The 13,436-nt window shown below is 40.3% G+C and carries 14 protein-coding genes; 11 read left to right on the plus strand and 3 right to left on the minus strand.

The window, feature by feature from the left end; all coding sequences use genetic code 11:
* The first annotated feature begins 20 nt into the window (after nt 1–20).
* Nucleotides 21–1,490 carry a flotillin family protein gene (locus LRA01S_RS00355; RefSeq protein ID WP_061773672.1) on the plus strand — a complete coding sequence of 490 codons (1,470 nt, stop codon included), beginning with the start codon at nt 21–23 and terminating at the stop codon, nt 1,488–1,490.
* On the opposite strand, the gene LRA01S_RS10875 is transcribed toward LRA01S_RS00355, so the two are convergent.
* A complete protein-coding gene (locus tag LRA01S_RS10875) occupies nt 1,447–1,839 on the minus strand; it encodes a hypothetical protein (protein WP_096824016.1) in 393 nt (130 codons plus the stop codon). The genes LRA01S_RS00355 and LRA01S_RS10875 overlap by 44 nt on opposite strands.
* A 50-nt stretch (nt 1,840–1,889) precedes the next feature.
* On the opposite strand from LRA01S_RS10875, the gene rplU reads away from it, so the two are divergent.
* The 4 genes from rplU to pepT all read left to right on the plus strand — a co-directional run bounded on the left by rplU (nt 1,890) and on the right by pepT (nt 4,326).
* Nucleotides 1,890–2,201, plus strand: coding sequence for a 50S ribosomal protein L21 (gene rplU, locus LRA01S_RS00360; protein ID WP_061773673.1), 312 nt, complete (start codon nt 1,890–1,892; stop codon nt 2,199–2,201).
* 17 nt (nt 2,202–2,218) lie between these two features.
* Nucleotides 2,219–2,551 (plus strand): ribosomal-processing cysteine protease Prp, encoded by a 333-nt coding sequence (locus tag LRA01S_RS00365; RefSeq protein WP_061773674.1) that lies wholly within the window; start codon nt 2,219–2,221, stop codon nt 2,549–2,551.
* 163 nt (nt 2,552–2,714) lie between these two features.
* Nucleotides 2,715–3,005, plus strand: coding sequence for a 50S ribosomal protein L27 (gene rpmA, locus LRA01S_RS00370; RefSeq protein ID WP_003137946.1), 291 nt, complete (start codon nt 2,715–2,717; stop codon nt 3,003–3,005).
* 88 nt (nt 3,006–3,093) lie between these two features.
* On the plus strand, nt 3,094–4,326 hold the full coding sequence (pepT, locus tag LRA01S_RS00375) for a peptidase T (protein WP_061773796.1): 1,233 nt from the start codon (nt 3,094–3,096) through the stop codon (nt 4,324–4,326).
* A gap of 63 nt (nt 4,327–4,389) precedes the next feature.
* On the opposite strand, the gene LRA01S_RS00380 is transcribed toward pepT, so the two are convergent.
* A complete protein-coding gene (locus LRA01S_RS00380; RefSeq protein WP_061773675.1) occupies nt 4,390–4,824 on the minus strand; it encodes a universal stress protein in 435 nt (144 codons plus the stop codon).
* Between the two features lie 249 nt (nt 4,825–5,073).
* Between LRA01S_RS00380 and LRA01S_RS00385 the strand changes: the two genes are divergently transcribed.
* The 5 genes from LRA01S_RS00385 to LRA01S_RS00405 all read left to right on the plus strand — a co-directional run bounded on the left by LRA01S_RS00385 (nt 5,074) and on the right by LRA01S_RS00405 (nt 11,460).
* The gene (locus LRA01S_RS00385; protein WP_061773676.1) at nt 5,074–5,370 is read left to right on the plus strand and encodes a hypothetical protein; all 297 of its coding nucleotides are present in this window, start codon (nt 5,074–5,076) and stop codon (nt 5,368–5,370) included.
* 137 nt (nt 5,371–5,507) lie between these two features.
* Complete coding sequence (locus LRA01S_RS00390) at nt 5,508–7,559, plus strand: cation:proton antiporter (protein ID WP_061773797.1); 2,052 nt, start codon at nt 5,508–5,510, stop codon at nt 7,557–7,559.
* 49 nt (nt 7,560–7,608) lie between these two features.
* Nucleotides 7,609–8,751, plus strand: a complete 1,143-nt coding sequence (locus tag LRA01S_RS00395; protein WP_061773677.1) for a cysteine desulfurase family protein — start codon at nt 7,609–7,611, stop codon at nt 8,749–8,751.
* A gap of 57 nt (nt 8,752–8,808) precedes the next feature.
* Entirely contained in the window at nt 8,809–10,032 is a 1,224-nt protein-coding gene (gene thiI, locus LRA01S_RS00400; RefSeq protein WP_061773678.1) for a tRNA uracil 4-sulfurtransferase ThiI, read from the plus strand.
* An 18-nt stretch (nt 10,033–10,050) separates the two neighbouring features.
* Nucleotides 10,051–11,460, plus strand: a complete 1,410-nt coding sequence (locus tag LRA01S_RS00405; protein ID WP_061773679.1) for an MFS transporter — start codon at nt 10,051–10,053, stop codon at nt 11,458–11,460.
* A 146-nt stretch (nt 11,461–11,606) separates the two neighbouring features.
* Here LRA01S_RS00405 and LRA01S_RS10880 read toward each other — a convergent pair whose 3' ends face one another.
* Nucleotides 11,607–11,747 carry a hypothetical protein gene (locus LRA01S_RS10880; protein WP_156470214.1) on the minus strand — a complete coding sequence of 47 codons (141 nt, stop codon included), beginning with the start codon at nt 11,745–11,747 and terminating at the stop codon, nt 11,607–11,609.
* Between the two features lie 538 nt (nt 11,748–12,285).
* Here LRA01S_RS10880 and LRA01S_RS00410 point away from each other — a divergent pair.
* Nucleotides 12,286–13,128: an Rgg family transcriptional regulator gene (locus LRA01S_RS00410; protein WP_082785330.1), complete on the plus strand. Its 843-nt coding sequence runs from the start codon at nt 12,286–12,288 to the stop codon at nt 13,126–13,128.
* The last annotated feature ends 308 nt before the right edge of the window (nt 13,129–13,436 follow it).

Raw genomic sequence — 13,436 nt, forward strand, 5'->3', positions numbered from 1 at the left:
GTTGTTACAGAGGAGTTTTTATGAAAAATCATTTATTTTTACTTTCGGAAGGGTTTGTCTTGACAGGCGGGATGATTATTGCGATCGCAATTGCAGCAGTTGTTCTTTTGTTGCTGATTATTTTCTTAGCACAATACAAACGTGTTGCGCCCAATGAAATTATGGTCATCTCAGGTGGTGGTATTCAGCCGGACCCGGTAACGGGATCAAAAACAAAAATTGTAAGTGGTGGTGGGACTTTCGTCATTCCTGTACTTCAAGAGTATACGTATATTTCTCAAAAACCATTTACAGTGGCAAGTACCGTTACAAAGGTGCCAACAGTCAACCAAGTCCCAATCAATGTTAAAACTCTTGCAACAATCCGCATTGGGCAGTCTGACGCCATGCGTAGAACTGCGGCACAACGTATTTTGGGGACTGATTTAGAAGCCTTGGTGATTGACCTATCCGATGTATTGGGCAACCAAGTACGTTCGATCATCGGGCAATTAACGCCTGAGGAAGCCAATACTGACCGAACTAAGTTCCAAGAAAATGTTGTGAATTTGGTTGAACCATTACTCGCAGAGTTTGGTCTGGAACTGATCACTTTGTCGGTTGAGAGTGTTTCGGATGATTCGGGCTATTACAATAACTTGGCCATCATTGAAATTAAAAACAATGAAAGCCGTTCACGTATTCAAAAAGCAGAAGCTGATAAAAATGCACGGAGTAAGGAAGCGGAGTCTCAACAAATCGCGATTAAGGCAGAGAAAGAATCTGAGCAAAAGATTGCAGAAGTTGAGAAAGATACGCAAATTAAAACAGCTCAGTATGATCGTGAAAAACAAATCGCAATTATCGAAGCACAACGCGAACAAGAGCTTCAAAATATCGAAGCCAGACGGCAACAAGAATTGGCGAAAGCTGATGCGGATAAGCTAGTCGCTGAGCGTAATGTTGAAACCGCTAAGGTTGAGCAGGCACAGAAAAAAGTGGAAGCTGAAACAGTTGCGCAAGTGAAGCTGATTGCTGAACAAAAAGAAGCTGATGCCAAAGCCTATGCTGTGACAGCTGAGGCACAGGCGGAAGCGGATCGTATTCGCAAGAGTGGTGAAGCTGAAGCTGAAAGTATTCGCCAAATTGGTCTAGCAAAAGCAGAAAGCCAAGAAAAATTAGCCAAGGCTTTTGAATCTAATGGTCAAATGATTATCATGCAAGAACTTGTCAAAGTCTTGCCAGATATTGCAGCGAAACTTGCAGAACCTTTGTCACAAATTCAAAATATGACAGTTTACGACGGTGTTGAAAGTATCTCAGGCGCTTCTGCTAGCCAACTGCCGGGATTATTTGATTTCATCAAATCATCAACAGGTATGGATTTGGCTAACATGATGGAACAGCGCGCTGCGGGTACATTGACAGTGCAAGAAACTGGTAAACTAGCTAAAGTTGCAGAACATGTTAGTATCGTTTCTGATGAGCAAACAGACGATTTGTCAGTGTGACTATCGGCACTTTAGCAAGTCGAATTGCTTTACCAAGGAACATCAAACAAACGAGGTCTTCACCTTGTTTGTTTTTTTTATTAAAATACTTGCCAAACTCATTTGTTTTTGGTATAATAATAACGTTGTCTTTGTGAGTTTCATAGCTTTCAAGAGTACAACCGCACGAAGTTAGGTTAAAGTATAGCCCTGAAAATTCAGTTTTGCCCACTTTTGTTAAAATCTTCTTAGCCGTCGTCAATCCTTCTTGACCTGCACCAGCAAGCCTTTGGCGGATTTCCTTGTCTAAGAAAATTTTATCTAAAACTGAACAAAAGCAATTTTCAGAGCTATACTTAAGTGAAGTCATTCCACCTACCAAGGCGAGTCTAACATATTATATAAGGAGGAAACACGCAAATGACTTATGCAATCGTAAAAACTGGCGGGAAACAAGTCAAAGTTGAAGTGGGACAAGCAATCTACGTTGAGAAATTGGACGTTGAAGCTGGCGCTACTGTAACTTTTGACGAAGTTGTACTTGTTGGCGGTGAAAAAACTGTGATTGGGGCACCATTCGTATCTGGTGCAACTGTTGTCGCAGAAGTTGAGAAACAAGGTAAACAAAAGAAAGTTGTTACTTTCAAATACAAACCTAAAAAACACTCACACCGTAAACAAGGTCACCGTCAACCGTATACAAAAGTTATCATCAAAGAAATCAACGCTTAATCGCGATATTTGATCAGATGATTAACATCAAGTTTAGTCGAAAAGATGACCAGATTACACGTTTTGTGATCACAGGACATGCCTTTAATGGCAAAATGGCGCACGACATAGTTTGTGCTGGCGTTTCAAGTCTTGCGATTACAACGGTGAATTCCCTAGAGACAATCGCTCACTTTCAACCCTTGGTTGAAGTGGATGAAGTCGAAGGTGGTTTTCTCGATTGTGAAATCTTGTCAGATTTATCCGACAAACAAGCTGAAATTGCTCAAATATTATTACGCAACTTTGAAAATGGTGTTAACGCCATTGCCCAAGAAGCAGAATATAGCAGTTTCATCAAAGTTACCTAAAGGTATCTATCAAGTGAATTGTTTTGGTTAGATTTTGAAACCATAAGTACGAAAATCGGTCGTTCAAAAAACGAACGACTTAATAAACGATTTCCTAGCTTATGGTTCAAAATCTAAGCGAATCAAAACAATATCCTACATTAAATCAAGGAGGAAAAACCCTATGTTGAAAATGAATCTATCGTTGTTCGCCCACAAAAAAGGTGGTGGTTCAACTTCCAATGGTCGTGATTCACAATCTAAACGTCTTGGCTCTAAAGCTGCTGATGGACAAACTGTGACTGGCGGATCAATCCTTTACCGTCAACGCGGTACTAAAATCCATCCAGGCGAAAACGTTGGCCGTGGTGGTGACGATACACTTTTCGCTAAAATCGAAGGCGTTGTAAAATTCGAACGTTTCGGTCGCGACAAGAAAAAAGTATCTGTTTACCCAGTTGCTAAAAAAGCTTAATCTAGCTTAAAAATGAAAACTTTCGACTTTAGGGTTGAAAGTTTTTTCATGTGACCAGGGTGTGAATGCCCAAGAAATGAGGAAAATGATGACAGAAAATAAGATGGTAGCACGCTTTTTGCGTTACGTCAAAATTAATACGCGCTCTGATGAAACAAGTACAACAGTTCCAACGACACAATCACAAGTTGCGTTTACAGCCATGTTGGCGGATGAAATGCGTGAAATCGGTTTAGAAAATGTCCACTATTTAGAAAGCAATGGCTATGTTATCGGGACAATTCCAGCGACGACGGCTAAGCCAGTCCGTAAAATGGGTTTGATTGCGCACGTGGACACAGCTGACTTTAACGCAGATGGGATTAATCCACAAATCATCGAAAACTATGATGGTAACCCAATCCAACTTGGGACAAGCGGTTATGCACTGGACGCCAAAGACTTCCCTAATCTAGCTAACTACAAAGGTCAAACCTTGATCACAACAGACGGTACAACCTTGCTTGGGGCTGATGATAAGGCAGGTATTGCTGAGATCATGACAGCGGCTGATTTCTTGATTCAACATCCTGAGATTGAACATGGTGAAATCAGAGTTGGCTTTGGACCAGATGAAGAAATCGGAACAGGTGCTGATTTATTTGACGTCGCTGATTTCGATGTTGACTTTGCCTACACGATTGATGGTGGCCCGTTAGGCGAACTAGAATACGAAACCTTCAATGCTGCTTCAGCCGTGATTACAATCGCTGGTCGTAATGTTCACCCAGGAACAGCGAAAAATCAAATGATTAACGCCCTTCAACTGGCCAATGACTACCACAATCAATTGCCAGAATCAGCACGTCCTGAGTTGACTGATGGCCGTCAAGGTTTCTATCACTTGGCAAGTTTGACTGGTTCGCCAGAAACTGCGACGCTGACTTACATCATTCGCGACCATGATCGGACGACTTTCGAGCAAATGAAATCAGACCTTCTAGCAATTGCTGAAAAAATGAATGCGACTTATGATGAAGACCGTGTCAATGTTGTCTTGAAAAATCAATATTACAACATGGCTGAAGTGATCGAAAAAGATATGTCTATCGTGACACTTGCTGAAACAGCGATGACAAACCTAGGGATTACACCGAAAATCGAACCTGTTCGTGGTGGGACAGATGGCTCTAAAATTTCATTCATGGGTATTCCAACGCCGAATATTTTTGCGGGTGGTGAAAATATGCACGGTCGGTTTGAGTTCGTGAGCGTGCAGACAATGGAAGCAGCTGTTGCTACCATCATTGAGATTGCGAAATTAAACAGCTCACAAGCTTAAGCCTGAGCATTTAAGCCAAGATATCAAAAAATCAGAACTCTTTCTTGAGTTCTGATTTCATTTTTAACGGACAACGAGGATGTCGCATTTGGCGTGGGTAACGATGTATTGAGCGACTGAACCAATGAAGAGGCGTTCGATATAGCTCAGACCTGTCGCACCGATCATGATCAAATCAACATTTTCTTCTTTAGGAACTGTCGTTGCCATCATGACTTTAGGAGAGCCAAATTCGACCCGTGTTTTAACTTTAGTGATACCTGCTTTTTTGGCTTCTTCAGCGAAGTCGGAGATGAGTTGTTCAGCCCCTTTTTTAGTATCTTCAGCAACCATAGTATCATAGGTTGAGATGCTTTGAAAGGCACGTAAGTCGATGATGTTGACGAGTAGAAGTTCTGCGTCATTTCGTCGTGCGACAGCTACTGCTCGGTCAAAAGCATTAGCAGATTCAACGGAGCCATCAATCCCCACCATAATTTTCGTATATTCTTGTAGCATAACTTTTTCCTCCACTTTTTCTGCTCTGAGGTGTGCGGACACAGTTGAGAATGTGTTCGTGCTAACCCTTTAGATTAATAATAGGGTAGAGACTAGTCATACCCTCTACTTTTATTATATGCTCATTTGATAGAAAAGTAAAAGAATAACTAGTCGTTGAAAACTGATTAGCTACTGGTCCTGTCGTTGGCGTGTGTCTCCCTTTTATGCTATAATAAGCCATATCAATCAATCATATGGAGAGAAGAAATGAAAAAGTTGTCTGATGATGAATTCGAACAAAGAATTCAACATATGCGCGAGCTTTATCTAGAAAATCATGATAAAAGTGAATTAAAGACTGCTATGGCAGCCAAACTATCATTTTTAGATCGCTTTCGCAGTCGGGATAATCAAAAAGCACGGTTGCGGCGACAATTATCAGAATTAGAAATTAAACGATGTCGGGCGACTTTGGATAAAAAATCCGCCCAAAAATTTGATCAAAAGTTAGCCATGAAAAAGGCCTTGTTCAAAAAATTATTGGACGAGAGAGATGATGACTAAGGCGATCTTTTAAAGTGTTGCTAAAGCCATACATTAAGATGAGTTATAGTCGTTATAAACATTGATAAGATGTTTAGGTCAGCAAATGAGCAAGAGCGCTCATGTGAAGATAGAGAATGAAAGGAGAGCATACACGGGTGATTCATACGGTATTTTATGTCATCATATTTTTTGTGGCTTTAATTGTTTCCAATGTCATCAATAAGGTCTTTCCTAAACTTCCGCTTCCCTTAATTCAAGTTGTCTTTGGCTTAATTCTAGGTATGCTAGGGGCGGGAGATGTCCTGCGACTTAATTCGGAGCTTTTTCTGGCTTTTATCATTGGTCCCCTTTTATTTCGGGAAGGGGAAGAAGCAGATGTCAAAGGGATTATTAAACACGGTCGCACGGTGACCTTGCTAGTCTTTCCGGTTGTCTTTTTGACGACTTTTATCGTCGGGATAATCAGTCATAACTTTTACGCAGCAATTCCTCTGACAGCCTGTTTTGCCCTTGGTGCCAGTTTGGGACCTACGGATGCTGTGGCGGTTAGTTCCTTATCTGAGCGGTTCGATTTTCCCAAGCGCATTATTGCCGTCTTAAAAGGAGAAGGGCTTTTCAATGACGCTTCTGGTATCATCGCTTTTCAATTTGCCATATTAGCGTTGACCACAGGGGAGTTTTCTCTTGGGAAAGCCGTTGGCAGTTTGGCTTTGTCTGCCATTGGTGGTGCGCTAGTCGGTTTTCTAGTAGCTTGGTTGAATCGAACTGTTCTAACTCTGATGGAAGACGTTGCTGCACAGGATGTCACAGGCTATCTCATGTTAGAGATTATGCTGCCCTTACTGGCTTTTTTCCTGGCAGAAGAATTTCATGTTTCAGGGATTATTGCTGTTGTTGTCGCAGGTGTCATGCAGGCGAGTGGCTTCAAGAAAATTACTCTGTTTGATGCTCAGGTTGAAAGTGTTTCAAAAACGGTTTGGGATGCTGTGACTTTTATCTTGAATTCCATCGTCTTCTTATTCTTGGGGATAGAATTGCAACAAATCGTGACCCCCATCATCAGCAATGCTTACTATGATAATTTCCGTCTATTATTCACGGTTTTAGTTTTAACGGCAACCCTGTTTATTTTACGCTATGTCATTTTGAGTGTCTACTATGCGGTCATTGCTAAAAAACGTCGTCAGAAGTTTTCGCGTTATGTTGATGATATTTTGCTCCTGACTTTTTCAGGTGTTAAAGGAACTGTTTCCGTTGCGACGATTTTACTCTTGCCAGAAGCAGTTGCTCAGAAGTATTCTTTGCTGATTTTTCTTGCGGCGTCTGTAACAGTTACTAGTTTCTTAACGGGGATTTTGGTCTTACCGATCATTGCACCTAAAAAAGAAGAAAAAGTTGATAATGTTGCTAAGATTGCTATTTTGACAAGTGTCGTTGAAAAGCTTGAGCAAGAATCAGAAAAAGGACGCAATAAACTTGGCTATATCGCAACGATTGATAATTACCAAGCAAGAATTAGAAAATTGATTATTAATCAAGAATCAGCAACAATGACCGCTGAATTTAATGATCTTCAGCTCCTGATTCTTCGACTTGAAAATGAAGGCTTGGAAAATGCTTTTCGAAATAATGAGATCACGATTAAAACGTATCGGATTTACCAACGGTATTTGAAAGAGCTAGAACGCTCGATTGTTCATAGATTTGTTTCCAGTTTAGCCTTTGCCATCGCTATTTTCCTACGAGCGATTCGCTTGGTCTTGAGTAATATTTTACATACTAATATTCATTTTAATCGAAATCGAAAAAATATCCAAAAATTGGTTGGCGATTCAAAAACTGAAATTCGTGACCTCTATTTCAATAATACAAGTCTCATTTTGGATGCCTTAGAGAGTCTCGAAGGGGTCTATAATGCTGACTTGATTAATTATCTACAGTCAGAACGCCTGCGCGCGTCAGAGCAGGTGGCAAGTGGTGGCTTCATCACCCGAATCATCACCAAAGCACGACCTAATAATTTGGATGAAATGATGCGAGGCTATTATTTAGAGCGCAAATTCATCTTTGAATATGAAGCACAGGGCCTACTTACAGCACGAGAAGCCCAAGTCATGCGAAAAAATGTGAATGCTCTGGAAAACTATTCCATGAACGACAATCACTCCAACTTACTCTATGATTTCCTAGAGTATAGACCTAAATAAAAACTGCGAACTCGCAGTTATTTTCAAGTTCAAAATAAAAGGAAGAAACATGATCTATTTCGATAATTCAGCGACAACGGCAATCGATCCCGCAGTCCTGAAAACCTATACAGACGTTGCCACTAAAATCATGGGCAATCCGTCTAGTCTACATAATCTGGGAACAGTCGCTGGGCGAATGCTAGAGGCTTCTCGCAAGCAAATCGCCGACTTACTCGGCAAAGCAACATCGGAAATTTACTTTACCTCAGGTGGTACAGAGGGAGATAACTGGATTTTAAAAGGCGTGGCATTTGAAAAGCGCATCTATGGGAACCACATTATTGTCTCAAGCGTCGAGCATCCTGCGGTCAAAGCATCAGCTGAGTGGTTAGCGACACAAGGCTTTGAGGTAGACTTCGCCCCTGTTGATCACAATGGCTTTGTCAAACTAGATGCGCTCGCAGCTTTAATCAAAAAAGAAACGATTTTGGTCTCAGTTATGGCTGTCAATAATGAGATTGGTACCATTGAGCCAATCCGCCAGATTGGTGAGTTGCTAGCAGACAAACCAACGATTTCATTTCATGTGGACGCAGTTCAAGCTGTTGGTAAACTAGACATCCGTGAATTTTTACCAGAAAGGGTCGACTTTGCGACCTTTTCAGCTCACAAGTTTCATGGGCCACGCGGTGTTGGCTTTGTCTACATCAAAAAAGGCAAGAAACTGCAACCTTTGTTAACAGGTGGCGGTCAGGAAACAAATCAGCGCTCCACGACTGAGAATGTCGCAGGTATTGCGGCGACAGCCAAGGCATTGCGGATGGTACTGAGTGATTCAGAAGCTAAACTTGTCAAATTAGCAGCCATGAAAGAAGTCTTGCTGACAGCACTCGCTGATTATTCGGATGTTGTCGTCTTTAGTCAACGCGATGATTCCGTCCCTAATATTATCACCTTCGGACTCAAAGGTGTCCGTGGTGAGGTCTTGGTGCATGGGTTTGAAGCGCATGAGATTTACATCTCAACGACAAGCGCCTGCTCGTCTAAGGCGGGACTAGCATCAAGTACCCTTACGGCAATGCATGTGTCACCTAAACTTGCGACATCTGCTGTCCGCATTTCCCTAGACGAGTCGAATAATATGGCGGAAATCGAGCAATTTTTGACGATTTTTAAGCAACTCCATGCTAAGTTTCAAAAAATACAATAAAATGAGAGATATTTTTCGCCTACATTCAGGCGAGAGAGTTTTAGATAGAAAGTGATCATGACAAATTTAAATTATTCAGAAATTATGGTTCGCTATGGCGAGCTATCAACCAAGGGCAAGAATCGGATGCGCTTTATCGGCCGTTTGGCTAAAAATATTCGAGAAGTTTTGACAGAATTTCCGACGATTTCAGTTAAGGCTGAGCGAGATCGGGCACATATTTTCTTAAACGGAGCAGAATATGGGCCCTTGGCTGAGAAGTTGGTCAAGGTTTTTGGGATTCAAAACTTTTCACCTGCCATTAAAGTAGACAAAAATATGCCAGCGATTGAGGCAGCAGTCGCAACCTTGATGAAAAATGTTTATCAAGAAGGCATGACTTTTAAAATCACAACCAAGCGCTCTGACCATGACTTCGAGTTAGATAGTACAGAGTTAAATCGTGAGTTGGGGCACACTGTGATTATGGCGGTACCACACGCCAAAGTACAGATGAAAAAGCCTGATATTGATCTACGTGTTGAAATCCGACCTGACTTTGCTTACCTGAGCTATGAAATGATTAAAGGTGCTGGTGGCTTGCCTGTTGGGACTGCTGGTAAAGGCATGCTGATGCTGTCTGGCGGGATTGATTCGCCTGTTGCGGGTTATCTTGCGTTAAAACGTGGCGTTGAAATCGAAGCGGTCCATTTTGCCAGCCCACCTTATACTAGTCCTGGTGCGCTTCAAAAAGCCAAGGACCTTGCCAGTAAATTAACTGTTTTTGGTGGCGATATTCAATTTATCGAAGTGCCATTTACTGAAATTCAAGAAGAAATCAAAGAAAAAGTACCCATGCCATATTTGATGACGGTAACGCGTCGTTTCATGATGCGTGTCGTCGATGAAATTCGCGCGCGTCGTCATGGGCAGGTTATCATCAACGGTGAGAGCCTAGGGCAAGTAGCTAGTCAAACACTGGGCTCAATGACAGCTATCAATGCAGTTACAACGACACCCGTCATTCGACCAGTTGTAACCATGGATAAACTTGAAATTATCGAATTGGCTGAGAAGATTGATACCTTCAATATTTCTATTCAACCCTTTGAAGATTGTTGTACGATTTTTGCACCGCCACAACCTAAAACGAAACCAAAACTTGAAAATGCTGAAAAATTTGAAGCACGTATGGATATTAACAACCTAGTAAAACGAGCAGTTGATGGGATCATGGTTAGTCAAATTACTGGGGAAATGCAAGTGGATGCACTCGAAGCAGCCATTCAAGATTTGTTATAGAAAAAAGGGAAGTTAGTCATGTTTAGTAAAGAAAAATTTCCAGGGCTATTAGCGCTTGGTATTTTCACGTTTATGTCCACCTTAGATGGGTCGATTGTTAACATTGCACTGCCAAGTATGGCAAGAGAAATGCACCTTGATATGGGGCAAGTGACCTGGTCAGTAACCATTTATCTGGTCGTCATCTCAGGCTTGATTTTGCTGTTTGGCCGGCTTGGTGATTTGATTGGGAAGACGAAAATCTTCAATTATGGTAGCCTGCTCTTCACATTTGGTTCGCTACTTGCGGGGATTAATTTGGGCTTGCATTTTCTACTATTTGCAAGAATTATCCAGGCGATTGGTGCGTCGATGACCATGTCCAATAGTTTTGGAATCACAAGCCAGCTCTTTGAACCAGCGCTTCGAGCGAGAGCCATGAGTATTATGTCAATGTTCGTCAGCTTGGGCTCAATTGCTGGACCAGCGATTGGTGGTTTTATTCTGCAAATTGCAAGTTGGTCTTATATTTTTTGGATTAATGTGCCACTGGGCATCATTGCTTATTTGGTCGGTCGTAAAGCCCTACCGGAAGACGAGGGCTCAGGTAGTGTGAAAGATGCGGATTTGTTAGGCGCAACGCAGATGTTTCTGACAATCGTGGCCTTTTTCATCGCAGTCAGTCTGGGACAAGCTCAAGGTTTCATGACCGTACCAGTTATCTTAAGTTTTGTGGCCATGGTCGCCCTCTTTATCTGGTTTATTCACACAGAAAAAACGGTTGGAAAACCTTTGCTCAACCTCAATATTTTCAGCAGCAAGCTCTTTAGCATGAGTGTTTTGACCAGCATGACCATGTTTACAGCAGGTAGCTTTGTCAACATCCTTATGCCTTTCTATCTCCAAGATTACCGTGGAGCTGCTGCAGGTTTTGCAGGGATGGTCATGATGGCCTATCCAGTCGGCATGTTCATTTTCAGCCCAATCGCAGGGATCTTATCGGATAAATTTGACAAGGAAATCATTACATTTTTTGCCATCTCAGGTGTTTTGATCGTACAGCTCGGCTACCTCATGGTTGGTTCAGTTACAGCATTGCCAGTTGTGATGTTGATTCTCTTCATCCACGGGGGCAGCGTCGGATTTTTCCAAAGTCCTAACAACGCTTTAGTCATGTCCACGGTGGAGACGAAATATCTGGGGATTGCTGGATCAGTTAACGCCTTGGGACGAAACCTCGGCTTTGTATTAGGGACAACTCTAGCGACAACGGTTTTATTTGTCGCCATGTCAGGACAGATCGGACACCGCGTGTCTGGTTACGTTAAGTCACAACCAGAAGTCTTCTTGCATGGCATGCACGTGGCTTTCTACGTTGCTCTAGCCCTAGTTATCTTTGCCTGGGGATTATCAAGCTATCGTTTACTCACACGAAAAAAATCTGCCTAACCCTTCAAAATTATTTTAGGTTAAATTCTTGACATAGTATGTTAATGTGGTAGAATAAAAGTAGTAAAATTCAAACAAATTTCACTGCAAGACCAAAAACCACCGAGAGTGTGATCTCGGTGGTTTTTTTTCACTAGTGAAAATTTCTAGCGTGGGGCTTGTTCAGGATACGCTTTAATCGTCATCTTGCGCGTCAAGCCAACGTACACAAATAGTTGTGATAAGATATCAATCACTAAACCATCGGTAATCGGAATAACGATTAATTCAAACAAATATTGAATCACATGCAAGACCTCCTTCCCACGTTGTGACGTGTTAAGGTAGCGACCCCATAAATTATTCTAACATAGATAATAGCAAAACAAATGCATTAAAATTCAGTTAATTTAACCTTGAGATGGCAAGTATTAAGTAAATAGGGGGATAGAGGATGAGTGAACAAATCCCATCTGGATTAAACGTTGGTTCAAGAAGACCGAACGCTAGTTATCTAACAATAAAATTGATCAAATGTTTGAGTGATTTAACCTGAAATGTCAGTATTTTTTTGATTGATTTTAGATAATGAAATCAAAACTGCTCTTTGTCAAATCTATTTTGAGAAAGTAGGTTTCATGCGTTTTTTAATTTTGTCAATAAAATAATTAAAATAAGAAGTCAAATGTGTTTGTTTAATATTTGACATGTATTCTAAAAATATGTATAATTCCAGAAAACAGTGGACGGTGCTTTCGAGAAAAGAGCTTACTTTATAACTTTTCTTAGTTGCTCTATCATGCTACTTTATCTATACTTACTAAGTAAAGGAATTGGGAAAGATACATGTTAAATTTAAAAGATTTAGGTGCTCACTATCGAAAAGTTAGAGAATCTAGAGGATATTCAATGGGAGATGTCACAAGTAATCATCTGAATAAATCACAGGTTTCAAGATTTGAAAATGGGACACAAATGTTATTGTTAGACGGTTTTATGCATGCGATTAATGGTTTAAATATGACTGCGAGCGAATTTTTCTTGACAATCGGAAATTTTGAGGGTGGTAATTTACATAGGTTTGGTGAAAAATTACAGTCTTATATTGTTACTCAAGATATAGAGGGATTGAAATCCCTGATTCTACCAAAACCTAGAACAAAAGAGAAAAAGATTTTCAATATTTTGGCTAAGTGTGCAATCAAAGATTTGTCGGGAAAAAATTTGCTAACAGATGAGGAATGTCTGTTTATTGATAAACATTTAACAGATATTGAAGAGTGGACAGTATTTGATGTTAATATTTTTGCGATGGTTTTGGAAACTTTAGATATTAATTTAGTGTACCAACTTGGTTTAGATTTATTGAAAAAAGATAAATTTTATAAAAAGTTACCTTACAATGCTCATATCGTTAAGCGAACAGTTGTAAATCTATATGTTCATATGATTCTTCATCGAAAGTTTAGCTATGCAGATGTGTTTGAAAAGAAACTTGAAGTACTATTAAAACCAAACGATATAGTAGAGAGAATTGCTGTTTCTATTTTTAAAAAAATATCTTGCTATCGTCAAGAAGAAAAATCAGAGATTTTGACGGAGATTGAAAGGGATATTCAGTTTTTAAAAAAATTAGATGCATCAGTATTAGCGAAAAAAATTGAGATTCTTCTAGTCAACTATACCTAAATAAAAATACCAGTAGTTCGTTAAAATACTGGTGTTTTTTTAAAATTAAAAATCTAAAATACCAAACAGATTAAGTAGTTTAAAAATCATGATTAGAATTCCTTTCCTTTACTATGATAGTCATATTTTATCAAATTTAAAAAGCGAAAACGTAATGTTGCTAACTTGCAACGGTTTATAACAAAAAGTGTTGCAAGTTAGCAACTTTTCGTATAGGGATGTTTGGCGTGATATAATTATTTTGTAAGTTAGTTAGAAATGACTTGCAAGAGCTGAACAAGAGTGACAGCTAGATTATTGTTGGGGAG

Origin of the sequence: Pseudolactococcus raffinolactis NBRC 100932 (genome assembly GCF_001591765.1) — a bacterium.
Taxonomy (GTDB): Bacteria; Bacillota; Bacilli; order Lactobacillales; family Streptococcaceae; genus Pseudolactococcus; species Pseudolactococcus raffinolactis.